The 24,963-nt window shown below is 65.2% G+C and carries 20 protein-coding genes and 1 tRNA gene; 7 read left to right on the top strand and 14 right to left on the bottom strand.

Annotation, left to right across the window (positions count from 1 at the left end):
• Positions 1-86: 86 nt before the first annotated feature.
• The 3 genes from fusA to rpsL are packed head-to-tail and all read right to left on the bottom strand — an operon-like array spanning position 87 to position 3,037.
• Positions 87-2,156 (bottom strand): elongation factor G, encoded by a 2,070-nt coding sequence (gene fusA, locus ACYYG1_RS16210; RefSeq protein ID WP_461211378.1) that lies wholly within the window; start codon positions 2,154-2,156, stop codon positions 87-89.
• A gap of 15 nt (positions 2,157-2,171) precedes the next feature.
• Positions 2,172-2,642, bottom strand: a complete 471-nt coding sequence (rpsG, locus tag ACYYG1_RS16205; protein WP_461211377.1) for a 30S ribosomal protein S7 — start codon at positions 2,640-2,642, stop codon at positions 2,172-2,174.
• 23 nt (positions 2,643-2,665) lie between these two features.
• Positions 2,666-3,037 (bottom strand): 30S ribosomal protein S12, encoded by a 372-nt coding sequence (rpsL, locus tag ACYYG1_RS16200; RefSeq protein ID WP_461211376.1) that lies wholly within the window; start codon positions 3,035-3,037, stop codon positions 2,666-2,668.
• A gap of 429 nt (positions 3,038-3,466) precedes the next feature.
• Here rpsL and ACYYG1_RS16195 point away from each other — a divergent pair, with 429 nt between their 5' ends.
• The 7 genes from ACYYG1_RS16195 to ACYYG1_RS16165 all read left to right on the top strand — a co-directional run bounded on the left by ACYYG1_RS16195 (position 3,467) and on the right by ACYYG1_RS16165 (position 11,430).
• Positions 3,467-3,889, top strand: a complete 423-nt coding sequence (locus ACYYG1_RS16195; protein WP_461211375.1) for an anti-sigma factor family protein — start codon at positions 3,467-3,469, stop codon at positions 3,887-3,889.
• Positions 3,890-3,897: 8 nt separating this feature from the next.
• On the top strand, positions 3,898-4,341 hold the full coding sequence (locus tag ACYYG1_RS16190; protein ID WP_461211374.1) for a hypothetical protein: 444 nt from the start codon (positions 3,898-3,900) through the stop codon (positions 4,339-4,341).
• Positions 4,342-4,350: 9 nt separating this feature from the next.
• Positions 4,351-4,899, top strand: coding sequence for an RNA polymerase sigma factor (locus tag ACYYG1_RS16185; RefSeq protein ID WP_461211373.1), 549 nt, complete (start codon positions 4,351-4,353; stop codon positions 4,897-4,899).
• Positions 4,900-5,013: 114 nt separating this feature from the next.
• Complete coding sequence (locus tag ACYYG1_RS16180) at positions 5,014-6,477, top strand: efflux transporter outer membrane subunit (RefSeq protein WP_461211372.1); 1,464 nt, start codon at positions 5,014-5,016, stop codon at positions 6,475-6,477.
• The gene (locus ACYYG1_RS16175) at positions 6,474-7,691 is read left to right on the top strand and encodes an efflux RND transporter periplasmic adaptor subunit (protein WP_461211371.1); all 1,218 of its coding nucleotides are present in this window, start codon (positions 6,474-6,476) and stop codon (positions 7,689-7,691) included. The genes ACYYG1_RS16180 and ACYYG1_RS16175 overlap by 4 nt, the downstream gene beginning before the upstream one ends.
• Positions 7,681-10,815, top strand: a complete 3,135-nt coding sequence (locus tag ACYYG1_RS16170) for an efflux RND transporter permease subunit (protein WP_461211370.1) — start codon at positions 7,681-7,683, stop codon at positions 10,813-10,815. Before ACYYG1_RS16175 ends, ACYYG1_RS16170 begins: the two co-directional genes overlap by 11 nt.
• A 222-nt stretch (positions 10,816-11,037) precedes the next feature.
• Positions 11,038-11,430, top strand: a complete 393-nt coding sequence (locus tag ACYYG1_RS16165) for a DUF2721 domain-containing protein (protein WP_461211369.1) — start codon at positions 11,038-11,040, stop codon at positions 11,428-11,430.
• A 1,021-nt stretch (positions 11,431-12,451) separates the two neighbouring features.
• Here ACYYG1_RS16165 and rpoC read toward each other — a convergent pair.
• The 11 genes from rpoC to ACYYG1_RS16110 all read right to left on the bottom strand — a co-directional run.
• The gene (gene rpoC / locus ACYYG1_RS16160) at positions 12,452-16,615 is read right to left on the bottom strand and encodes a DNA-directed RNA polymerase subunit beta' (RefSeq protein WP_461211368.1); all 4,164 of its coding nucleotides are present in this window, start codon (positions 16,613-16,615) and stop codon (positions 12,452-12,454) included.
• A gap of 78 nt (positions 16,616-16,693) precedes the next feature.
• Complete coding sequence (gene rpoB, locus ACYYG1_RS16155; RefSeq protein ID WP_461211367.1) at positions 16,694-20,800, bottom strand: DNA-directed RNA polymerase subunit beta; 4,107 nt, start codon at positions 20,798-20,800, stop codon at positions 16,694-16,696.
• Positions 20,801-21,139: 339 nt separating this feature from the next.
• On the bottom strand, positions 21,140-21,529 hold the full coding sequence (rplL, locus tag ACYYG1_RS16150) for a 50S ribosomal protein L7/L12 (protein ID WP_461211366.1): 390 nt from the start codon (positions 21,527-21,529) through the stop codon (positions 21,140-21,142).
• A gap of 63 nt (positions 21,530-21,592) precedes the next feature.
• A complete protein-coding gene (rplJ, locus tag ACYYG1_RS16145) occupies positions 21,593-22,114 on the bottom strand; it encodes a 50S ribosomal protein L10 (RefSeq protein WP_461211365.1) in 522 nt (173 codons plus the stop codon).
• 185 nt (positions 22,115-22,299) lie between these two features.
• On the bottom strand, positions 22,300-23,004 hold the full coding sequence (gene rplA, locus ACYYG1_RS16140; RefSeq protein ID WP_461211364.1) for a 50S ribosomal protein L1: 705 nt from the start codon (positions 23,002-23,004) through the stop codon (positions 22,300-22,302).
• Between the two features lie 11 nt (positions 23,005-23,015).
• Positions 23,016-23,441: a 50S ribosomal protein L11 gene (gene rplK / locus ACYYG1_RS16135; RefSeq protein WP_461211363.1), complete on the bottom strand. Its 426-nt coding sequence runs from the start codon at positions 23,439-23,441 to the stop codon at positions 23,016-23,018.
• A gap of 58 nt (positions 23,442-23,499) precedes the next feature.
• A complete protein-coding gene (gene nusG, locus ACYYG1_RS16130) occupies positions 23,500-24,054 on the bottom strand; it encodes a transcription termination/antitermination protein NusG (protein WP_461211362.1) in 555 nt (184 codons plus the stop codon).
• A 27-nt stretch (positions 24,055-24,081) separates the two neighbouring features.
• A complete protein-coding gene (secE, locus tag ACYYG1_RS16125) occupies positions 24,082-24,375 on the bottom strand; it encodes a preprotein translocase subunit SecE (RefSeq protein WP_461211361.1) in 294 nt (97 codons plus the stop codon).
• 22 nt (positions 24,376-24,397) lie between these two features.
• Positions 24,398-24,474 (bottom strand) — tRNA-Trp (locus ACYYG1_RS16120).
• A gap of 103 nt (positions 24,475-24,577) precedes the next feature.
• Complete coding sequence (gene rpmG / locus ACYYG1_RS16115) at positions 24,578-24,727, bottom strand: 50S ribosomal protein L33 (protein WP_461211360.1); 150 nt, start codon at positions 24,725-24,727, stop codon at positions 24,578-24,580.
• Positions 24,728-24,730: 3 nt separating this feature from the next.
• Positions 24,731-24,963, bottom strand: a 233-nt coding sequence (locus ACYYG1_RS16110; RefSeq protein ID WP_461210850.1) for an EF-Tu C-terminal domain-related protein, incomplete at its 5' end; no start/stop codon positions are given.

Raw genomic sequence — 24,963 nt, 5'->3', positions numbered from 1 at the left:
TGCCGTGGTCAATGTGACCAACGGTGCCGATGTTTACGTGCGGCTTGGTGCGCTCGAATTTTGCCTTACCCATGACTAGAACCCCCTTAGTTCTTCTTCATGATTTCTTCAGCCAGGCTGGCCGGCACTTTCTCGTAATGGTCGAACTGCATGGTGAAGGTGGCCCTGCCCTGGGTCTTGGACCGCAGGTCGGTGGCGTATCCGAACATCTCGGACAGCGGCACCTGGGAATCCACGACCTGGGCGTTGGCGCGGGCGTCCATGCTGGACACGCGGCCGCGGCGGGAGTTCAGGTCGCCCATGACGTCGCCGAGGTATTCCTCGGGAGTGACCACTTCAACGGACATGATGGGCTCCAGGAGGACCGGGTCGGCCCTTCTGAGGGCTTCCTTGATGGCCATGGAACCGGCCACGGAGAAAGCCTGCTCGGAGGAGTCCACTTCGTGGTAGGAACCGAAGACGAGGTTCACCTTCACGTCCACGACCGGGTAGCCGGCCATGACGCCGGAGCTCAAGGCTCCCTGGATGCCCTTGTCCACGGCGGGGATGTATTCCTTGGGAATCACGCCGCCCTTGATGGAGTCGACGAACTCGTACCCCTTCTCGGGGTTGGGCTCGACTTCCAGGACCACGTGGCCGTACTGGCCGCGGCCGCCGGACTGCTTGGCGTACTTGTGGTCCACCTTGGAGGGCTTGGTGATGGTCTCGCGGTAGGCCACGCGGGGGGCGCCCACGTTGGCGTTGACGCTGAACTCCCTGAGCAGCCTGTCGACGATGATCTCCAGGTGCAGCTCGCCCATGCCCGCGATCAGGGTCTGGCCGGTCTCCTCGTCGCCCTTCACGCGGAAGGACGGATCCTCCTTGGCCAGCTTGGCCAGGGCGTCGGTGAGGGAGTCGCGGTCGGCCTTGGTCTTGGGCTCGATGGCCACCTCGATGACCGTGTCCGGGATGTCCATGGACTCCAGGACCACGGCCTTGCCCTGCTCGCACAGGGTATCGCCGGTGGCGACGTTCTTCAGGCCCACGGCGGCGACGATGTCGCCGGCGCCGGCCCATTTGATCTCTTCGCGCTTGTTGGCGTGCATCTTCAGGAGACGGCCGATGCGCTCCTTGCGGCCCGTGGCCGCGTTGATGACGGTCATGCCGGACTCGATGTGCCCGGAGTAGATGCGCAGGAAGGTCAGATGGCCCACGAAGGGGTCGGAGAACAGCTTGAAGGCCAGGGCGGCCAACGGCTTGTCGTCGTCGCAGGGGCAGGCGATGGTCTCGCCGCTGTGCGGGTCCTCACCCTTCATGACCACGACCTCGTCCGGAGACGGCAGGTAGTCCACGACGGCGTCCAACAGGGGCTGCACGCCCTTGTTCTTGAACGCGGAGCCGCAGAGCACCGGGCAGATGGTCAGGTTCATGGTGGCCTTGCGCACGCCGGCGATGAGTTCCTCGGGGGTCAGTTCCTCGCCCGCGAGGTACTTCTCCATGAGGGTGTCGTCCTCTTCGGCGATGGCTTCAACCATGGCCATGTGCATCTCCTCGTACTGCTCCTGGAGCTCCTCGGGAATCTCCACGAAGTCATACTTGGCGCCCATGGTCTGGTCGTCGAACACCATGGCCTTGCCGTGGATCATGTCCACGACGCCGCGGAACTCGTCCTCGGAGCCGATGGGCAGCTGCAGGGGCACGGGCTTGGCGCCCAGGCGGTCCCTGATCATGTCCACGCAACGGAAGAAGTTGGCGCCCACACGGTCCATCTTGTTGACGAAGGCCATGCGGGGAACCTTGTAGCGGTCGGCCTGGCGCCACACGGTCTCGGACTGGGGCTCGACGCCGGCCACGGCGTCGAACACCGCCACGGCGCCGTCCAGCACACGAAGCGCGCGCTCCACCTCCATGGTGAAGTCGACGTGGCCGGGAGTATCGATGATGTTGATGCGATGATCACGCCAGAAGCAGGTGGTGGCGGCGGAAGTAATGGTAATGCCGCGCTCCTGTTCCTGCTCCATCCAGTCCATGGTGGCCTGGCCGTCATGGACTTCGCCGATCTTGTGAGAAACGCCGGTATAAAAGAGAATGCGCTCGGTAGTCGTGGTCTTGCCCGCATCAATGTGGGCCATGATACCGATGTTTCTCTGTTTGGGAATGGGAACCACTCTGGACACGTGTATCTCCGTCACCTACCAACGGTAATGGGCGAAAGCCTTGTTGGCTTCGGCCATCCGGTGGGTGTCTTCCTTCTTCTTCACGGCGCCGCCGCGATTGTTGTAGGCGTCCAGGAATTCGCCGGAAAGACGGGCAATCATGCCCTTCTCGCCGCGCCCGCGGGCGTAGCCGATGAGCCAGCGGATGGCCAGAGCGATCTGGCGGTCCGGGCGCACCTCCATCGGCACCTGGTACGTGGCGCCGCCCACGCGGCGCGACTTGACTTCAAGCTGAGGCTTGACGTTCTCCACGGCCTTCTCGAAGGCGCGGATGGGATCTTCCTGGGATTTCTCGGCCAGGATATCCAAAGCCTTGTAGAAAATGGTCTCGGCGGTGCTTTTCTTGCCGTCGAACATCAGCCGATTGACGAAGCGCGCGGCGAGCACGCTGCGGAACTTCGGATCGGGAAGAATCTCTCTCTTGGGCACAGGGCCTTTTCTGGGCATAGCTCAATAACTCCCTTGATGACTTACTTGGGCCGCTTGGCGCCGTACTTGGAACGGGCCTGGCGGCGATCAGCCACGCCGGCGGTATCCAGGGTGCCGCGGATGATATGGTAGCGCACGCCGGGAAGGTCCTTGACGCGGCCGCCGCGGATCATGACCACGGAGTGCTCCTGGAGGTTGTGCCCTTCGCCGGGGATGTACGAGGTGACCTCGATCCCGTTGGTCAGGCGCACGCGCGCGACCTTGCGCAGAGCCGAGTTAGGCTTCTTGGGGGTCGTGGTGTACACGCGGGTGCACACGCCACGGCGCTGCGGGCATTCCTGCAGCGCGGGAGTCTTCTTCCGCTTCAACTGCCTGACCCGACGTTTACGGACCAATTGATTGATGGTCGGCATCTACTTCCTCCATCGTAAGTAGGGGCGCATTCTTGGGTGGTTGCCGTCCGCCCGCGCCTGGAAATGAGCGTCTCCCGGTCCCGGTCCTCCCGGTCGTTCGACGCCAGCCGAAATACATAATCAAAAAAGGCAGGAGGAAGAATCCCCCCGCCTTGTCTAGCGAAGTTATCTTCCACTCTCAGAGGATCCCGTGGGATCGATGAGCAGTGGACGTCCGTTCCCATCCGGAACGGTATGCTCACAATCAATAAGTCAGAGGTCTATATCCTCGGTCCAGTGCGCTGTCAACCTCCAAAATCGAATTTTCCGCCTTTTGCCGCGGGTCCCGGTCGGCTCTTCTTTTCGGATCGCCGCGCAGGGTTTTGTTGTCCCGCGCGTTAGCGTATATGTAACGGCCTGGCAACGGCCGGAGAGAGAGGAGGAGGAACCATGGACTGCACCACGGCACGAGATAAGATGCACGCCTGGCTGGACGGCGAACTGCCGCCCGCCGAGGCCCGCGCCATGAAGGTCCACGTGGGCGGCTGCGCCGAGTGCGCGGTTCGCGCGCGCGAGTTGTCGGCCCTGTTCGACGCCCTGGGGGGGCTGCCCGGACCGGGACACGACCAGAGCCTGGTGGAGGCGACCCTGCGCGCCGCCGAGGCCGAGGCCTACCCGCCCCCGGCACAATGGTGGGCCGCCCTGCCCGTCTTCTACAAGGGCACCAGCTTCGCGGCGGTGGCCGCCGGCCTGCTCCTGGGCATATTCCTTTTTAATGCATCGCCCCTGGCCCCGGACGCGGCTACGGCCTACGCGACCCAGTCGACGCACCAGACCCTGATCCTGGCCGCGGGCGACCTGGAGTACTTATGACATTAAATATGAAGCGCATCCTGATCCTGTTCTCCGTGTGCCTGAACCTGGGGTTCCTGGCTGCGGCCGCGCACCACGCCATGAGCGACGATCCCCGCATCCCCAAACCGCGCAGGCTGCTCATGCAGGCTCTGGACGGCATGGACGTCAGCGGGCAGCAGCGCGAGGCCATGCTCGCCCTGGAGGACAGGATACACGCCAACATGCGGCAGTGGCGCGACGAGGCCCTGGACATCAAGACCGACACCATCGAGGCCATGACCCGCGCCGAGGGCCCGGACCTGGAGCGCCTGGCGACCAACCGGGAGACCGAGCTGGACCTGCTGCGCAGGCACGGCCTGCAGACGCAGAACATCTTCCTGGAGGCCCTCGGCATACTCGGGCCGGACAAGCTGCGCACCCTGGGCAACTCCATGATCGAGGCCGTCCGCAAGGACCACAGGCACCGCTAAGGCCCGCGCATGCTGTTCCTGAAAAGCCACGACAAACTGGCCGACGACCAGCTCATGAAGCTGGCGGGCCAAGGCGACGAGCAGGCCTTCCGCGTGCTGGTGGAACGCCACCAGCCCATGGTCCTGGATTTCGCCTACCGCTTCCTGGGCGACGCCCAGGAGGCCCGCGACGTGGCCCAGGAAACCCTGCTCCGCGTCTACAGGAACGCCGCGACCTACCGCCGGGAAGGCACATTCAGGGCCTGGGTCATGCGCATCGCCCGCAACCTCTGCCTGGACCACGTGCGCAAGGTCCGGCCGGTGCTCATGGAGAACATGCCCGAACAGGCCGACTCCGAGACCCCGCTCACGGCGGCCCTGCGCCGGGAGAGCGCCGAGGCCCTGTCCTCGGCCGTGCGCTCCCTGCCCGAGTCCCAGCGCACGGCGCTCATACTGCGCCACAACGAGGGCATGCGCTACGACCAGATCGCCGAGGCCATGGACACCACCGTGGCGGCCGTGGAATCCCTGCTGGTGCGGGCGCGCAAGGGGCTGCGCCGCCAGATCGAAGGGGCTTGAAACCGAATTTTCGCGGCGCACGTTTTTTTTGCGCAGGGATTCCCCTCCCCGTTCCGTTATTGCTATCGTGATCCCTTGAGGACCAGCCACCGAACCGAGAACGACAAGGAAACCATGAGCACTCCTCTTCATATCACCATCGCCCTGCTGGCCGCGCTCCTGGCGGCGGGCTGCGCGCCCTTCGCGCCCTCGCCCCGCGACCCCGCGCCCCAGGGCATGCCCGTGCAGTACGGCCTGTACGAGGATTGGGACAAGGACGCCCAGGGCCCCACCCCGGACCGTTGGTGGACCGAGCTCGGCGGCCAGGAGCTGGACGCCCTGATGCGCCAGGCCCTGACCGGCGACTTCAGCGTGCGCCAGGCCTGGGCCACCCTCAGGCAGGCCCGGGCCCAGGCCCGCCAGGCCGGGGCCGGGCTGACCCCGTCCCTGTCGGGCAAGGGCGGCGCCACCCACACCCGCTCCTGGTCCGAGGCGAACGGCAAGGAGACCTTCTCCCTGGGCGAGGACTACGAGCTGGGTCTCTCGGCCTCCTACGAGATGGACCTCTGGGGCCGGGTGCGGGCCACGGCCGAGGCCGGGAACCTGGACGCGGCCTCGTCGCGCCAAGACCTGGAGACCGCCGCGGCCACCGTGGCGGGCAACGTGGCCGAGGCCTGGATAGACCTCCTGGCCACGCGCGAAGAGAACCGGCTGGTGCGCGAACAGATCCGCGTGAACCAGGACATCCTGCGCGTGCAGGAACTGCTGCTCGCGGCTTCCGGGGCCACGGCCCTGGACGTCCTGCAGCAGCGCGAGAACCTGGCCTCGGTCAAGGCGCTCTTGCCCGACCTGTCCACCCGGGAGCGCACCCTGTCCAGCCAGCTGGCCATCCTCACGGGCCACGCCCCTGGGACGGTGGCCGCGCCGGGGGGCGACGCCCTGCCCGAGCTGCCCCCCACGCCCCCGGCCGGGCTGCCCGCGGACCTGCTGGCCAAGCGCCCGGACGTGCGCGGCGCGGGCCTGTCCCTGCGCGCGGCGGACTGGGAAGTGGCGGCCGCGCGCGCCGACCGCCTGCCCGCCATCACCATCACGGGCAGCGGCGCGTACTCCGGCACGGGCCTGGAGACCCTGTTCGACGCCTGGGCCCTGAAACTGGCCGGGAGCCTGGTCATGCCCATCCTGGACGGCGGGCAGCGCTCCGCCGAGGTGGACCGCGTGCGCGCCGTGGCCGAACAGCGCCTGGCCGCCTATGAAGAAACCGTGTTCACAGCCATCAAGGAAGTGGACGACGCCATGGCCACGGAGCGGGGCCAGCTGGAGAGCATCGCCGCCCTCGAGACGCAACTCGGCGCGGCCAGGGACGCCGAGGCCGAGGCCCGCAGGCGCTACCTGGGCGGGGTGGACGCCTCTTTCCTGCCCTACCTGCAGGCCGTATCCACCGTGCAGGGCCTGCAGCGCACCCTGGTCCAGGAACGCACGGACCTGCTCAAGAACCGCGTGGCCCTGTACATCGCCCTGGGCGGCGGCTGGACCGGGGACCTGACCCCCGACGGCTTGGCCGACCCCGACACAAATTCCGGCACAAGGAAGACATCGTGACCCACAAGAAAGACGACAAGCGCTCGACGGCCAGACGCCTGCTGACCGTGTTCCTGCCCCTGGTCATCCTGGTCCTGGGCGCGGCCGTGGCGGCCATGCTCATCGCCACCCGTCCCACGGCGGGCAAAGGCCGCCCCACGGAAAGGGCTACCCTGGTGCAGGTGCAGCCCGCCACGGTCACGGACAAGGCCGTGTCCATCGAGATCATGGGCAGCGTGGAGCCCGCGCGGGAGATCACCCTGCGCGCCCGCGTATCCGGCCATGTGCAGTCCCTGGACGAGGCCTTCGCCCCCGGCGGCATCCTGCGCCGGGGCCAGGCCGCCCTGGTCCTGGACGACGCCGACTACCGCCTGGCCCTGCGCCAGGCCCAAAGCGCCGTGGACCAGGCCCAGGCCGACCTCGACCTGGAGATGGGACAGCAGCGCGTGGCCCAGGCCCAGCTGGAGATGCTGGCCAAGGCCGCGGGCGAGGCCCTGGACGGCGACACCTCCCTGGCCCTGCGCAAGCCCCAGCTGGCCCAGGCCCGGGCGGTGCTGGACAACGCCAAGGCCAACCTTGAGCAGGCCGAACTGAATCTCGAACGCACCAAGGTCCGCGCGCCCTTCAACGCCCTGGTCACCGCGCGCTCGGTGAACAAGGGCTCCGAGGTCTCCACCTCCGACACCCTGGGCACCCTGGTGGGCACCGACGAGTACTGGATCACGGCCGCCGTGCCCGTGGACCGCCTGCGCTGGATCGACCTGCCCCACGGCAAGGTCCAGGGCAGCCCGGCGACCGTCACGGCCCGCAGCCAGTCCGCGCCCATGCGGGGCAGCGTGCTGCGTCTGGCCGGGTCCCTGGTGGAGTCCAGCCGCATGGCCCAGCTCCTTATCTCCGTGCCCGACCCCCTGAACCTCAAGAACGGCGGCGCGCCCCTGCAACTGGATGAGTACGTGACCGTGCGCATCAGCGGCAAGACCATGCAGTCGGTGGTGCCCCTGCCCCGCGCGGCCCTGCGCGAGGAGTCCCAGGTCTGGATCTACAAGGACGGGGCCCTGGATGTGCGTCCGGTGACCGTGGCCTGGCGCGAGCCGGACACCGTGTACGTCTCCTCGGGCGTCGCGCCCGGCGAACAGGTGGTGACCACGGACATCCCGACCCCGGTGCAGGGCATGAAGCTGCGCATCAAGGACGCGGACTCGTCCGCCGCCTCGGAGAGCGTCCATGCCGGATAGCAAGCACAAGGGCCCCATCGCCTGGATGGCCGGCCATTCCGTGGCCGCCAACCTGATCATGCTCATCTGCCTCATCGGCGGGCTGCTCCTGGCCCTGAGCATCAAGCAGGAAGTCTTCCCGGAGTTCACCGAGGACCAGGTGCAGATCACCGTCGCCTACCCCGGGGCCAGCCCCGAGGAGGTGGAGGAAGGCATCATCCTGGCCATCGAGGACGCGGTGCAGGGGCTGGACGGCGTGGACGAGATCAACTCCACGGCCAGCGAGGGCAGCGCATCCATCACCATCACGGCCATGGAAGGCGCGAACCTGCAGACGCTGACCGAGGACGTGAAGAGCGAGGTCGACCGCATCAGCACCTTCCCGGACGACGCCGAGGACCCCGAGGTCGCGGCCGTGTCCCACAGCCGCCAGGTGGTCACCGTGGCCCTGTACGGCGACAAGGGCGACCGCGTGCTGCGCGACAAGGCCGAGGAGCTGCGCGACGAGCTGCTGCAGCAGGACGACATCACCCTGGTGGAGCTCTCGGGCGTGCGCGACCACGAGATCCACGTGGAGGTGCCCGAGGCCCAACTCAGGCGCTACGGCCTGACCCTGGCCAACGTGGCCGACGCCATCAACGCATCCTCCCTGGAGCTGCCCGGCGGCACCGTGCGCACCGAGGGCGGCGACATCCTGGTACGCGTCAAGGAACGCCGGGACTGGGCCTGGGAATTCGGGGCCATCCCCGTAATCACCGACGAGAGCGGCTCCCAGGTGCTCTTGCGCGACATCGCCGAGGTCAGCGAAAATTTCGAGGATTCCAACAAATACGGCGTGTACAACGACAGCCCGGCGGTGATGATCGAGGCCTACCGCATGGGCGACCAGACCCCGGGGCAGGTCTCCCGGGCCACGCGCGCCGTGGTCAAGAGCTTCGAGGCGGGCCTGCCCGAGGGGCTGCACGTCGCCATCCGCAACGACATGTCCGACATCTTCCTGCAGCGCGCGGAGCTGCTCTTGTCCAACGCCTGGATAGGGCTCTTGCTGGTCTTCGGGCTCCTGGCCCTGTTCCTGGAGATCCGCGTGGCCTTCTGGGTCAGCCTGGGCATCCCGGTGTCCTTCCTGGGTTCGTTCCTGTTCCTGCCGGGGCTCGGCGTGTCCATCAACATGATCTCCATGTTCGCCTTCATCGTGGCCCTGGGCATCGTGGTAGACGACGCCATCGTGGTGGGCGAGAACATCCACGCCTTCCGCCAGCGGGGCATGGGCCCCCTGGAGGCGGCCATCGAGGGGGCCAAGGAACTGGCCGTGCCCGTGGTCTACTCCGTGCTGACCAACGTGGTGGCCTTCGCGCCCCTGCTCTTCGTGCCGGGCGTGCCGGGCAAGATCTTCATCAACATCCCCCTGGTGGTCATCACCGTGTTCATGATCTCCCTGGGGGAGAGCCTGTTCGTGCTGCCCGCGCACATGGCCCACACCAAGGGCTTCGGCAACGGCGACGGCTGGCTGGGCAGGCAGCACAAGCGCTTCCAGCGGGCCTTCGACATGTTCGTGGTCTGGCGCTACACCCCGGTGCTGTCCACGGCCCTGCGCTGGCGCTACGCCGTGCTGGCCCTGGGCGTGGCCCTGCTGATGATCACCGGGGCCTTCGTGGCCAGCACGCGCATCGGCGTGACCCTGTTCCCCAAGATCGAATCGGACCAGTCCTATTGCGAGGCCGTGCTGCCCTACGGCTCCCCCCGGTCGCGCCTGGAAGAGGTGCGCACCCTGATAACCAACGCGGCCAAGGAAGTGGCCGCCGAGAACGGCGGGGACAAGGAGGTCGAAGGCATCTTCGGCGTGGTCAGCGACAGCACCGTTTCCTTCCGCGTGTACCTCACGGACGCGGACGTGCGCCCCGTGAGCACGGCCAGGTTCACCCAGCTCTGGCGCGAGAAGACCGGCGAAATCCCCGGCCTGGAGACCCTGACCTTCAAGTCCGACCGGGGCGGCCCGGGCTCGGAACCGGCCATCAACGTGGAACTGACCCACCGCGACACCGACGTGCTCAACGCCGCGGGCAAGATCCTGGCCAAGCGCCTGGCGGACTACGCGGGCGTCTCGGACATCGACGACGGCTCCGCCGACGGCAAGCAGCAGTTGGACTTCCACATGCTGCCCGCCGGACGCGCCGCCGGGCTGACCAGCGCCTCGGTGGGCGCGCAGGTGCGCGCGGCCTTCCAGGGCAGCGAGGCCCTGAAGCAGCAGCGCGGACGCAACGAGGTCACGGTGCGCGTGCAGCTGCCCAAGGCCGACCGGGCCCTGGAGCAGACCGTGGAGGACCTGATCCTACGCACGCCCGACGGCGGCGAGATTCCCCTCACCGAGGCCGTGAGCATCGACCGCGGCCGGGCCTACACCAAGATCACCCGCCGCCAGGGACGCCGCGCCATCCAGGTGGAGGCCGAGGTCACGCCCACGTCCCAGGCAACGCAGCTGCAGAACGAGCTGCGCGACAAGGTCCTGCCCCAGCTCATGGACGAAGTGCCGGGCCTGGGCTGGAGCTTCCAGGGACGCAGCGCGGACATGAAGGAGAGCATGCAGAGCCTGTTCGACGGGCTGCTCCTGGCGCTGCTGGCCATCTTCGCGCTCCTGGCCATCCCCTTCAACAGCTACTCCCAGCCCCTGATCATCATGGTCTGCATCCCCTTCGGCATCGTGGGCGCGGTGCTCGGGCACCTGCTCATGGGCTATTCCCTGTCCGTGCCCAGCATGTTCGGGGTGGTGGCCCTGTCCGGGGTGGTGGTCAACGACTCCCTGGTGTTCATCGACACCGCCAACCGCAAGCGCCTGGCCGGGGACCGGTTGCTCAAGGCCGTCCTGGAGACGGGGCGGGCCCGCTTCCGGCCCATCATGCTGACCACCCTGACCACGTTCTTCGGGCTGACCCCCATGATCCTGGAGACCTCGCGCCAGGCGCGGTTCATGATCCCCATGGCCATATCCCTGGGCTTCGGCATCCTCTTCGCCACGGGCATCACCCTCATCCTGGTGCCGTGCCTCTACTGCGTGCTGGAGGACATCCACAACCTCCGGGCAAGACTTTTCGGCGGAGCTCCCAACGCCTCCCCCCCGGAACCCGCCGAAAACGAGACGGACCGGTAATCAACCTCCCCATGATTGCCGGCCCCACCCCCCCTCGGGCGTCGGCCGCAGATGCGGCCGACGCCTTGTTTTTACATTCATGTCATGAAAAATGACGGTTTTGTCGGAAACTGTTTGGCAGCAGGCCCGGCTCCGCGTCGCAACCACCTGAAACTCCAAGTGATCCACTTCGGCATGGGCCTTGCTTTAGCGGAGCAGGACTCGAGACATCAAGGAGACACCATGCAGATAAACGTGACCACCCCGGCTTTGCTTTTCCCGGCCATTTCGCTGTTCATGCTGGCCTTCACCAACCGCTTCCTGTCCCTGGGGGCGCGCATCCGCAGCCTACACGACGCGTATCTGCGCGACGGCGGCGATTCCCAGCGCAGGCAGATCCAGAACCTGCGCGTGCGCGTGCGCCAGATCCAGGCCATGCAGGGGCTCGGCATCGTGGCCATGTGCTGCTGCGTGGGGTCCATGGTGGCGCTGTTCATGGACCTGACCATCACCGGGCAGGTTTTTTTCGGGCTGAGTCTGGCGTTTTTGCTGGGCTCGCTGGTTGTGTCGTTTATGGAGATTCGCATTTCCATGCGGGCGTTGGAGATTTTGATCGAGGATATGGAGGGCGAGTAGTCGGGGATGAAAGCCGGACAGGGAGAGATATTTAGCTCCAGGGGAACAGCTGGTTCAAACGCTTGCGCATTTGAACCAGCTGCCAAAGGGGCCGGGGGGCGAGCCCCCCAGGCCCCTCTGGACTCCCCTGCCCCCCTTTTGGAGTGGGGGCGATACCGCACCCACAAGCAAAAACAGAAACGCCAAGGCGTGTCTCACCATGAATGCAACTCGTGTCGGCGGGGCAGGGGCTTTGGCGGGGCTACGCGATACGCCTCCGCGTCGCCCCTATCGCCCCGATAGAGGGGGTGGGCATGTGCGTCCAGACAGGCGGGTTGCTGGAAGAGATTTGCCGCAGGGTCATGACGCCTTGGCCGCAGGCGGTCCCTGCGTAATTCCTCGGGCTACACGGTACGCCCGGGAATTCGCTTTACGGTCCCGATTTTCGGGGGGGGTATGGGTGTGCGCCGCTGATCTTGGCTGATGAGCTTGGACGTTGAACGGATGAGCACCAGGATCATTGGGCATTGCCCGACGCCACGGCTCCAATCTAAAAATTTCCGCATTACTCGCGCCACGACTCTCGGCCCCGCTCCGCATCGCCACTCGTACCCCACCCCCAGGGACGCCCTAAGCCCCGGCGCGCTGCCCGGCGCAGCGGCTGTGATGGTAATCAGCGAAGCGAAGCCGGGCTCGTGCGACGGGGCGGCACTATCTGTGCCGCGACACGAGGGGAGCCACCCTCTCGGGACCGCACCACCGCTACGCCCCAGCGCCCCATGCGGGTACGGGGGGCGTAGCGACCTGGGTGGCAACCCCCGAAGCGAAGCCCCCCGTACCCGCATGGGGCGCGACCGCGCCACCCAATCCAACACTCCCGACAAACCAACGCCCTACCCGCGAGGGAACGCGGAGGGAGGGCGGGAGGGCACAATTGGTTCTGCTCCACGACTCCCCTCCCCTTTCCCCCCTCCCTCCAACACCACAAAAAAAGGCCCGCGCCATCCGGCGCGGGCCTTCTCATTTTCATTAGCAAGCTCGCCTAGAGCGAAGAACCCGCCATCATGGCGCTGTCCTCCAGCTCGTCCAGGAACTTGTCGGGCCGCTCGGGCTGTTCGGGGACGTCGATACCGCAGTCCATGTACTTGCGGTAGCCGGTACCCGCGGGAATCAGGCGGCCGACGATGACGTTCTCCTTGAGGCCCCGCAGCGAGTCCTCCTTGCCCATGAGCGCGGCTTCCGTGAGCACCTTGGTGGTCTCCTGGAAGGAGGCCGCCGAGATGAAGGAATCCGTGGTCAGGGAGGCCTGGGTGATGCCCAGGACCAGAGGCTGCGCCACGGCGGGCTTGCGGCCCTCCTCCATGGCCTTGCGGTTCTCTTCCATGAAGCGGAACTTGTCCACCTGCTCGCCGGTCAGGAAGCCGGTCTCGCCGGGATCGGTGATGGCAACCTTCTTGAGCATCTGGCGGACGATGATCTCGATGTGCTTGTCGTTGATGCCCACACCCTGGAAGCGGTACACGGCCTGGACTTCCTCCACGAGGTAGTTGGCCAGGTACTTCTCGCCCTTGATCTTCAGGATGTCGGCCAGCTCGGCGAAGCCCTCGGTGAGCATTTCGCCGGCCTCCACGAAGTCGCCCTCGGACACGGTGATGTGGCGGCCCTTGGGAATCAGGAACTCCATGGGCTCGCCCACCTCGGGGGTGACGATGATCTTGCGTTTGCCCTTGGTCTCCGGACCGAAGGACACGATGCCGTCGATCTCCGAGGCCACGCCCTGGTCCTTGGGCTTGCGCACCTCGAAGAGCTCGGCGACGCGCGGCAGACCGCCGACGATGTCCTTGGTCTTGGAGGTTTCGCGCGGCTTACGGGCGATGATGTCGCCGGCCTGGACCTGGTCACCGTCGCGGACCATGAGGATGGCGCCCACGGGCAACGGGAACTGCGCCAGGTTGCCCTGGCCACCCGGCCGCTCCTTGACCTCACCGCCCTCGTCCAGGATGGACAGGGACGGACGCAGGTTGGTGGTGCGGTACTCCATGATGGTCTGGGACACGCGGTTGGTGGTTTCGTCCACGTTGTCCTGGTAGGTCTTGCCCTCGATGAGGTCGTTGAACTTCACCAGGCCGTCCACGTCGGTGACGAAGGGCTCGTTGAAGGGGTCCCACTCGGCGATGACGTCGCCCTTCTTGACCTCCTGTCCTGCGGCCACGTGCAGCACGGCGCCGGAAGGCAGCACGTACTTCTCGCGCTCGCGGCCCTCGTCGTCCACCACGCCCACCTGGCCGGACTTGCCCATGACCAGCTGCTGGCCCTTGACGTTCTGGACCATCTTGACCCTGGACAGGGTGATGCGGCCGGGATGCTGGGCCACGTGGGTGTTCTGCTCGACTTCCTTGGAGGCCGTGCCGCCGATGTGGAAGGTACGCATGGTCAGCTGGGTGCCGGGCTCGCCGATGGACTGGGCGGCGATGATGCCCACGGTCTCGCCCACGTTCACCAGGTGCCCGCGCGCCAGGTCGCGGCCGTAGCAGGCCGCGCACACGCCGTGACGGCTCTGGCAGGTCAGGGCCGAACGGATGGTCACGGTGGTCACGCCGGCCTTGTCGATCTTGTCGGCGTAGGCCTCGTCGATCATCACGCCGGCGGGAACGATCTCCTCGCCGCTCTCGGGATCGAACACCGGGTGCAGGGACACGCGGCCGAGCACGCGCTTGGAGAGCTTCTCCTTGATGTCGCCCGCCTGGATCAGGTCGCCCATCTCCAGGCCGTCCACGGTGCCGCAGTCCAATTCCGTGACGGTCATGTCCTGGGCCACGTCCACCAGGCGGCGGGTCAGGTAACCCGAGTTGGCGGTCTTCAGGGCGGTGTCGGCCAGACCCTTTCGAGCGCCGTGGGTGGAGATGAAGTACTGCAGCACCGACAGCCCCTCGCGGAAGCTGGAGGTGATGGGCGTCTCGATGATCTCGCCGGAAGGCTTGGCCATCAGGCCGCGCATGCCGGCGAGCTGGCGCATCTGGTCCTGGTTGCCTCGGGCGCCGGAGTTGGCCATCATGAAGATGGGGTTGTTGCTGATGTTGGCCTCGACCCTGTCGGAGTTGGGGTCCTTGACCATGTCCACGGACATCTCGCGCATCATTTCCTGCGACACGTCGTTGGTGGCCTTGGTCCAGACGTCGATGACCTTGTTGTATTTCTCGGTGCGGGTGATGATACCGTCCTGGTACTGCTGCTCGATGGCCTCCACCTCGGCGGTGGAGTCGGCCAGGATGGTCTTCTTCTTCTCGGGGATGCGCAGGTCGGGCACGCCCACGGTGACACCCGCGCGGGTGGCGTACTCGTAGCCCAGGTCCTTGATCTTGTCGCAGAGGATGACCGTGGCCTTGGTGCCGGCCAAGCGGTAGGTCTCGCCCACCAGGCGCTTGATGTTGCCCTTGTCCAGCAGGCAGTTGACCAGGTCGAAGGGCACCTCGGGGGGCAGCAGCTCGCTGACCAGGATGCGGCCCGGGCAGGTGTCCACGAGCTTGCCGTCCATGCGCACCTTGATGCGGGCCTGCAGGGACACGGCCCCGTGGTCCAGGGCGGCGATGACTTCCCACTTGTCGGAGAAGAGCTTGCCCTCGCCCTTCTCGAAGGAGCGGTCGCAGGTCAGGTAGTACAGGCCGAGCACGATGTCCTGGCTGGGCACGATGATGGGCGAGCCGTTGGCCGGGGACAGGATGTTGTTGGTGCTCATGAGCAGCACGCGGCACTCGATCTGGGCCTCCACGGACAGGGGCACGTGCACGGCCATCTGGTCGCCGTCGAAGTCGGCGTTGTAGGCCGAGCAGACCAGGGGATGCAGGCGCAGGGCCTTGCCTTCCACCAGGATGGGCTCGAAGGCCTGGATGCCAAGACGGTGCAGGGTCGGGGCTCGGTTCAGGAGGATGGGGTACTCGCGGACGACCTCTTCCAGGATGTCCCAGACCACCAAGTCCTCGCGCTCCACCATCTTCTTGGCGCTCTTGATGGTGGTGGCCAGCTCCCTTTCCTCGAGCTTGGAATAGATGAAGGGCTTGAACAGCTCCAGCGCCATCTTCTTGGGCAGGCCGCACTGGTGCAGCTTGAGCTTGGGGCCCACGGTGATAACGGAACGGCCGGAGTAGTCAACACGCTTGCCCAACAGGTTCTGGCGGAAGCGGCCCTGCTTGCCCTTGATCATGTCGGACAGGGACTTCAGCGGGCGGCCGTTGGTGCCGGTGATGGCCCGGCCGCGGCGGCCGTTGTCGAACAGGGCGTCCACGGCCTCCTGGAGCATGCGCTTTTCGTTGCGGATGATGATGTCCGGCGCGCCCAGCTCGAGGAGCCGCTTCAGGCGGTTGTTGCGGTTGATGACCCGGCGGTAGAGATCGTTGAGGTCCGAGGTGGCGAAGCGGCCGCCGTCCAGGGGCACCAGGGGGCGCAGCTCGGGCGGGATGACCGGGATGACCTCGAGGATCATCCACTCAGGCTTGTTGCCCGACTCCAGGAAGGCCTCCACGATCTTCAGGCGCTTGGTGAGCTTCTTCTTCTTGGTCTGGGAGCGGGTGGCCAGAGACTCCTCGCGCAGGGACACGCGCAGGGCCGGCAGATCCAGCTCTTCCAGCAGGCCGCGGATGGCCTCCGCGCCCATGCCCACCTTCACGGCGTCCTCTCCGTAGTGGTCCATGACCTGGTAGTACTGCTCCTCGGAGATGATCTGGTTCTGCTGCAGGCTGGTCTCGCCCGGATCAAGCACGATGAAGGAGTCGAAGTACAGCACCTTCTCCAGATCGGACATGGTCATGTCCAGGAGGGTGCCGATCTTGGACGGCAGGGTCTTCAGGAACCAGATGTGCGCCACGGGCGCGGCCAGCTCCACATGGCCCATGCGCTCGCGCCGGACCTTGGAGGCGATGACCTCGACCCCGCACTTCTCGCAGACGATGCCCCGGTGCTTCATGCGCTTGTACTTGCCGCAGTTGCACTCGTAGTCCTTCACCGGACCGAAGATCTTGGCGCAGAACAAGCCGTCGCGTTCAGGCTTGAACGTACGGTAGTTGATGGTTTCGGGCTTCTTGACCTCGCCGAAGGACCATTCCCGAATCTTTTCGGGAGAGGCCAGGGAAATCTGGATGGCGTCGAGCATCCGGCTTCCCTGGGAGGACATGGAAGGCCCTCGCATTGCGAACAGATCATCAAGAGACATTGATCTACCTCGCCAAGTGTTGAGCGTTGAATATTTCGTCCGCCCCGGCCATGCGGCCGGGGCGGTCGTGTTAACCAGTTACTGCCGCGGGGCGTGTTCCGCCGCGGGAGCGTCCTCGTGGTGGAGCTTCACATCCAGGCCCAGAGCCATGAGCTCCTTGACCAGGACGTTGAAGGACTCGGGCAGCCCGGCCTCCAGGAAGTTCTCGCCCTTGACGATCTTCTCGTACATCTTCACGCGGCCCTGCACGTCGTCGGATTTGACGGTCAGGAACTCCTGCAGCAGGTAGGCGGCGCCATAGGCCTCCAGGGCCCAGACTTCCATTTCGCCCAGACGCTGGCCGCCGAACTGGGCCTTGCCGCCCAGGGGCTGCTGCGTGACCAGGCTGTAAGGGCCCGTGGAGCGGGCGTGGATCTTCTCGTCCACCAAGTGGTGCAGCTTGAGCATATACATAACGCCCACGGTGACGCGGCTGTGGAACGGGTCGCCGGTGCGGCCGTCGTAAAGCACGGACTTGCCGTCGCGCGACATGCCGGCCTTCTCCAGCCAGGACCAGATCTCGTCCTCGGTGGCTCCGGCGAAGACCGGGGTGCGGGCCACGATGCCCCGCGCCAGGCTCTTGGCCAGGGTCACCAGCTCGTCGTCGGGCAGTTCGTCGATGAGCTTGGAGGTTTCGTCGTCCGTGTAGATGGACTTGATCTCCTCGCGCACGTCCTTCAGGTGCTCGCCGCGCTCGACCATCCCGGCCACCTTGCGGCCGAGCTGCTGGCAGGCGGCGCCCAGGTGGGTCTCCATGATCTGCCCGATGTTCATGCGCGAAGGCACGCCCAAGGGGTTGAGCACGATGTCCACGGGGGTGCCGTCGGCGAAGAAGGGCATATCCTCGATGGGCAGGATGTTGGAGACCACGCCCTTGTTGCCGTGGCGTCCGGCCATCTTGTCACCCACGCTGAGCTTACGTTTCACGGCCAGGTAGACCTTGACCATCTTGATCACGCCCGGGGGCAGGTCGTCGCCTTCGGTGACCTTGCCGCGCTTGACCTCGTAGATGTCCTTGATGGTGCGCACGTGGCGGTCGTAATCGTCGAGGATTTCCTTGACCTCGTCGTTGACGCTCTTGGCCTTGAACAGCCCGGAGAGCTTCTTGACGGGGATCTCGGCGAAGACGGACTCCTTGAGGGGCTGCCCGGCCTCGGCCAGGACCTCGCCCTTCTTCTTGCCGGGCACGGAGCCCTCGATCTGCTTGCCCTTGACCACGGCCCAGAGCTTCTCGCGCACGGAGTCGCCCAAGGCGGCGACGTGCTTCTGCTCCTTGCGGTCCAGGCGGGCCAGCTCGGAGTCCTCGATGCTCGCGGTGCGGACGTCCTTGTCGCCGGAGCGGCGGTTGAAGACCTTGACGTCGATGACCGTGCCCTCGATTCCCGGCGGAACCTTGAGGGAGGTGTTTTTCACGTCGCGGGCCTTGTCGCCGAAGATGGCGCGCAAGAGCTTTTCCTCGGGGGTCAGCTGGGTCTCGCCCTTGGGGGTGATCTTGCCCACCAGGATGTCGTCGGGGCCGACGTTGGCGCCGATGCGGATCATGCCGGACTCGTCGAGGTTGCGGAGCATCTCCTCGCCCACGTTGGGAATGTCGCGGGTGACTTCCTCGGGTCCGAGCTTGGTGTCGCGGGCGACGAGTTCGAATTCCTCGATATGCACCGAGGTGAACACGTCCTCCTTGACCACGCGCTCGGAGATGAGGATGGAGTCCTCGAAGTTGAACCCGCACCAGGGCATGAAGGCCACGGTGAGGTTCTTGCCCAGGGCCAGCTCGCCGAGCTCGATGCTCGGGCCGTCGGCCAGGACGTCGCCCTTGGCGACCCGTTGGCCGGGCAGCACCCGGGGCTTCTGTCCAAAGCAGCTGTTCTGGTTGGACTTGTGGTGCTTCAATATGTCGTAGTTCCTGACCCCGCCGGTCTTGAGCGAGATGCCGCCGTCGTAGCAGACAACGATGTTGTCCGCGTCCACGAACTGCACGATCCCGTCGCCCTCGGCCAGGAGGCAGGCGCCCGAATCCTTGGCCACCGGGCCTTCCATGCCCGTGCCCACCAGGGGCATCTCGGACTTGAGCAGCGGCACGGCCTGGCGCTGCATGTTGGAGCCCATGAGCGCGCGGTTGGCGTCGTCGTGCTCCAGGAAGGGGATCAGCGCGGCGGAGATGGACACGATCTGGCTCGGGGAGATGTCCATCATGGTCACCTCCTCGCGCGGGAACAGGGTCGGGTCGCCGTTGAGGCGCGCGTTGACCAGCGGGTTGACGAACTGGCCCTTGGCGTCCAGGGGCGCGTTGGCCTGGGCGATGATCTCGCCGGCCTCCATGGAGGCGTCCAGGTAGCGGACCTCGCTGGTGACCTTGCCGTCCTTGACCACGCGGTACGGGGTCTCGATGAACCCGAAGTCGTTGACCTTGGAATGGGTGGTCAGGGAGACGATGAGGCCGATGTTCGGGCCTTCAGGAGTCTCGATGGGGCAGATGCGGCCGTAGTGCGAGACGTGCACGTCGCGCACCTCGAAGCCCGCGCGCTCGCGGGTCAGGCCGCCGGGTCCCAGGGCCGAGAGACGGCGCTTGTGCGTGACCTCGGACAGGGGGTTGGTCTGGTCCATGAACTGCGAGAGCTGGGACGTTCCGAAGAACTCCTTCAGGACCGCGGCCACGGGCTTGGGGTTGATCAGGTCGTGGGGCATGAGCGTGGCCACTTCCTGCAGGCTCATGCGCTCCTTGATGGCCCGCTCCATGCGCACCAGGCCGATGCGGTACTGGTTCTCCACCAGCTCGCCCACCGGGCGCACCCGGCGGTTGCCCAGGTGGTCGATGTCGTCGGCCGGGCCGCGGGAGTCCTTGAGCTGGACGATGAGCTTGATGGACCGCAGGATGTCCTCGTTGGTCAGGGTGCGGTTGTCCAGGGGCTCGTCCAGGCCCAGGCGGGAGTTGAGCTTGTAGCGGCCCACGCCCGAAAGGTCGTAGTAGTCGGGATTGCGGAACAGGTTCTCGAAGAACGTGGCCGCGATCTCGGAGGTCGGGGGCGAGCTGGGACGCAGGCGGCGGTAGATCTCGATCTGCGCGCTGGCCGTGTCCGTGGTCTTGTCCAGCATCAGCGTGTCGCGGATGGAGGACGAAACCTCGGCGCCGCGGGTGAAGAGCACGGGCAGGCGCGTGACGCCGGCCTCGGCCAGGCGCTCCACCTGCTCGGTGGACAGGGCGTCGCCGGCCAGGGCCAGGACCTCGCCGGTCTTGGCGTCCACCAGGTCCTCGGAGAGGAAGGTGAACTCCAGGCCCGCCGGGTCGACCTCGTAGGCCTCGACGCCCTCGGTGACCATCTTCTTCCAGAGGCGCTTGGTGATGGGCTTGCCCTGGGGCACGATGACCTCGCCCTTGGGGTCGAGGATGTCGGCGTAGGCCCCTTCCTTGCAGAAGGTCGCCTCGCCCACCTCGCGCAGCACGCGTCCGCCGTCGATCCTGAAGTATTCCGTGTCGTAGAAATAGGAAAGGATCTCTTCCTTGCTCATGCCCATGGCCTTGAACAGGATGGTGGCCGGCATCTTGCGGCGGCGGTCGATGCGCACGTGCAGGATGTCCTTGTGGTCGAAGTCGAAGTCGAGCCACGAGCCGCGCATGGGGATGATGCGGCAGGAGTAGAGCACGCGTCCCGAGGAATGGGACTTGCCCGAGTCGTGCTCGAAGATGATGCCCGGGGAACGCTGCAACTGGTTGACGATGACCCGCTCGGTGCCGTTGATGATGAACGTGCCCTTGTCGGTCATCAGGGAGATGGTCCCGAAATAGATGTCCTGTTCCTTGATGTCGCGGATGGTCCGGTTCTCGGTTTCCTCATCCACGTCGTAGACCACCAGGCGCACGGTGATGCGCACCGGGGCTTCGAAGGTCAGGCCCTTGGATATGCACTCGGCCTCGTCGTACTTGGGAGTGCCGATATCATAGCTGACGTATTCGAGGCTGGCGGTCTTGTTGAAGTCCTCGATGGGGAACACGGACCGGAACACGCCCTCGAGCCCCTCGTCGCGTCTGCTGGCGGGCGGATTGTCAAGCTGCAGGAAACGCTTGTAGGAATCCACCTGAAGGTTCAGCAGGTGCGGTACGGGATGGGCGGATGAAATTTTGCCGAATTGTTTGGTAAGCTGGACCATTTCTCCCTCACAGACGAGAAATTACGTCAAGGGCAGCACCGGCCAAGGCCGGCCTGCGGGTGAATCTGGGCTGCTAACGCCTAGCACGGAGACGGAAAAGCCCGGCATGCGGGCAAGCAAAGAAGAACGCACCGCTCCCTTTGCGGTGCATCCGATAGGATCGACCTTGCAATAGCTTCATAGAGATAAGCACTAAAACCGAAGGCTACGACACGAAGATGAGGAAAATATCCCAAGACAAAAACATGCGCAAGCACTATTTTCGGCGCCCATCAAAAAAAATGAAGACGGGAGCGCGGCCCGGGCCGCGCTCCCGTCGGTAATGCTAGAAGGGCGAAGCTACTTGACTTCGCACTCGGCGCCGGCTTCCACCAGCTGCTTCTTGGCTTCCTCGGCCTCGTCCTTGGAGACGCCTTCCTTCAGGGTGGAGGGCAGCTCGTCGACCTTGGCCTTGGCCTCCTTGAGGCCCAGACCGGTCAGGGCGCGGACGGCCTTGATGACGGCGATCTTGTTGCCGCCGGCGCTGGTCAGCACCACGTCGAACTCGGTCTTCTCTTCCTCGGCGGCGGCGGCTTCGCCACCGGCGGCGGGCATGGCGGCCATGGCCATCGCCGGGGCGGCGGCGGACACGCCGAACTTCTCCTCCAGCTCGGAGATGAACTCGGAGAGCTCGAGAACGGTCATATTGCTGATAAACTCGACAACCTGATCTTTGGTGATGTCAGCCATTGGAAATTCCTCCTAAAAGCTTTGGCTCTAGATTTTTTGCTACGGTTCGATGGACCGCGAAACCTACGCCGCCTCTTTCTGCTCTTTGATGGCAGTAAGGGCGTACAGGAACTTGCGCTCCAGGTTCGCAAACAGACAAACGAAGTTCGTGGGCACTGCGTTCATGGTGCCGAGGAGTTTGGCCAGAAGTTCGGGCTTGCTCGGGAGCTTGGACAGCTCCTTCATGGCGGCCTCGTCCAGGAACTTGCCTTCGAGGCTGCCGAAGCGCACCTGGAACTTCTTGTTCTTCTTGCCGTACTCGCTCAGGACCTTGGCAGCGGCAACGGGATCTTCGTACCCGAAGGCAACAGCGCAGTTCGCCTTGAGATCGTCCTTCAGAACCTCGTGGGGTCCACCGTCCAGCGCGATGCGCGCCAGGGTGTTCTTGACCACCTGGTAGTCGACGCCGGCCTCGCGCAGCATGCAGCGAAGGTCGGTCATGTCCTCAACCTTGAGGCCCTTGAAGTCCGTCACGATGGCGATGCTGGCGCTGTCAGCCTTGGACTTCAAAGCGCTGACGACTTCAGCTTTCTCCGTCCTGTTCACCGCATCCTCCTTGAGGACTTGAGGGTTGACCCAAGCAAAGAGGAGCCAAAGCGTGTCTCGACAGGATATTAAGGGCCAGGCCCACCTGTTGTCTCCGACTCATCTTTACATTCCCGCAGCCGCGAAACGGCCGCGAATATCGCAAAACCCGGGCCCCGGAGGGCGACGGGCTTGCCGTCAAAGAGCTAGTCCAGATACTTGCGCATGGACGCGGTGTCAACCTTGACGCCGGGGCCCATGGTGGTGGCGACTGTCAGGCTCTGCAGGTAGGTGCCCTTGGCCGCGGAGGGCTTCAGGCGGACGACCTGGTCCACGAGGGCGCGCAGGTTGTCCAGGATCTTCTCCGGACCGAAGGAGACCTTGCCCACCGGGGCGTGCAGCACGCCGGCCTTGTCCACCTTGAACTCGACCTTGCCGGCCTTGAGCTCGGACACGGCCTGGCCGATGTCGAAGGTCACGGTGCCGGTCTTGGCGTTGGGCATCAGGCCGCGGGGGCCGAGGATGCGGCCGATCTGACCGACCTTGGCCATCATGTCCGGCGTGGCCACGGCCTTGTCGAACTCGAGCCAGCCGCCCTTGATCTTCTCGACCAGATCGTCGCCGCCGACCTCGTCGGCGCCGGCCTCGCGGGCCTCGGCCTCTTTCTCGCCCTGGCAGAAGGCCGCGACGCGCACGGTCTTGCCCAGGCCATGAGGCAGGGTCACGGCACCGCGCACCATCTGGTCGGAGTACTTGGGATCGACCCCGAGGTTGATGGCCACGTCCACGGTCTCGTCGAACTTGGCAAAGGAAGCCTCAAGCGCCAGCTTGACCCCTTCGGGCAGGTCGTACTTGGCGACGGCGTCGATGGCCTTGACCGCCTCTCTGTATTTCTTTCCATGTTTGGGCATGTTTGTATCCCCTATTCGCTGACTTCGATTCCCATGCTGCGGGCGGTGCCCATGATGCTGTTCATGGCAGCATCCACATCGGCGGCATTCAAGTCGGGCATCTTCAGTTCCGCGATTTCACGAACCTGGGCCTTGGTGACCTTGCCGACCTTCTCCCTGTTGGGCTCGCCGGACCCCTTGTCGATCTTGGCGGCCTTCTTCAAGAGCACCGCCGCAGGGGGGGTCTTGGTGATGAAGGAGAAGGAGCGGTCCGCGTAGACGGTGATCTCCACGGGGGTGATCATGCCCTTCTCGTCCTGCGTCTTGGCGTTGAACGCCTTGCAGAACTCCATGATATTCAGACCATGCTGACCCAGGGCCGGTCCCACGGGCGGGGACGGGTTGGCCGAGCCTGCGGGAATCTGCAGCTTGATTTTCGCCAATACTTTCTTGGCCATTTCTACACCCTCGAATCTTAGAACGTCTTATGGATGTCTACACCGGGCCGGGCCGACATCAGCCCTTGCTGACCTGGACGAAGTCCAGCTCCACCGGGGTCTGGCGGCCAAAGATGGACACCGAAACCCGCAGCTTGCCCTTGTCGTAGTTCACGTCTTCCACCACTCCGTTGAACCCCGAGAAGGGGCCGTCGATGACCCGGACGTCGTCTCCGCGCTCGAACTTGAACTTGGGGCGGGGCTGTTCCTGGCGCTGTTCCATCATGGTCAGCACGCGCTCGGCTTCGCTGTCGCGCATGGGCGCGGGGCGCGTCTTGCCGCCCACGAACCCGGTGACCCTGGGAATGGACTGGATCAGGTGCCAGGACTCGTCGGTCAGGATCATCCTGAGCATCACATAGCCGGGATAGAACTTGCGCGTGGAGGTCCGCTTCTCACCCTTGACGAGCTCGATGACCTTCTCGGTGGGCATGACGACCTCCAGAATCTGGCCGTTGTCCTGCCCCGTGCGCATCATCTCCCGGATGGTCTGCTCCACACGCTGCTCGTAGCCCGAGTAGGTGTGGACGATATACCAGCGGGGATTGGGAAGTCCTTCGCTCATTTCGCTCATGTGACACTCACCTTGCGGACTTGTCCGCTATGACAAAATAGCTTCAATCGCCTTGGACAGACCCAGGTCGACCACGCCCAGGAACAGGGACATGAAGATGACCAGCACGACGACCGCGACGCTGGTGGCTACCGCCTCCTTGCGCGTGGGCCAGGTGACCTTCTTCATCTCCACGATGGACTGGTCGAAGTACTCCTTGAGCTGTTGCAGCTTGCCCGGTTCCGTCGAAGCGGCCTTGGGCTTGGCGGCCTTGGAGGAGGCGCTCTTTCCGGCGGCCTGATCGCCTGCGGCGTCGGCCGGCGTGCTCTTGCGTTTCGCCATGGTTCCTTCCGAAGCTTAAAGATGGCAGGGGTGGAGGGATTCGAACCCCCAACATCCGGTTTTGGAGACCGGCGCTCTAGCCGTTGGAGCTACACCCCTGCGTAAGCGGGCTTACCCGGACGGGACGTGGCGCGATTGTGCGCCGCGCCCGCGCCCGGGATCGAAACCCGACCCGAGGGCGCTTGCGCGCCCAAGGGGATTCTTACTTGCTTTCCTTGTGCAACGTGTGCTTCTTGTCGAACGGGCAGTACTTCATCATTTCGATACGGCCCGTGTCGTTCTTCTTGTTCTTCATGGTCGAGTAATTGCGCCGCTTGCACTCGGTGCAGGCGAGCTGAACCTTCACTCGCATGACTTACTCCTCGATCTTGGAGACAACGCCGGCGCCAACGGTGCGGCCGCCTTCGCGAATGGCGAAGCGCAGGCCGAGTTCCATGGCGATGGGGGCGATGAGCTCAACGTTGAACACGGCGTTGTCGCCGGGCATGACCATCTCGACGCCTTCATCCAGCGCGATCACGCCGGTGATGTCGGTGGTCCGGAAGTAGAACTGCGGACGGTAGCCCGAGAAGAACGGGGTGTGGCGGC

The organism is Desulfocurvus sp. DL1XJH-121, assembly GCF_054819825.1.
The sequence above is the reverse complement of the archived record's forward strand: the minus strand, read 5'-3'. Positions and strand labels throughout refer to the sequence as shown.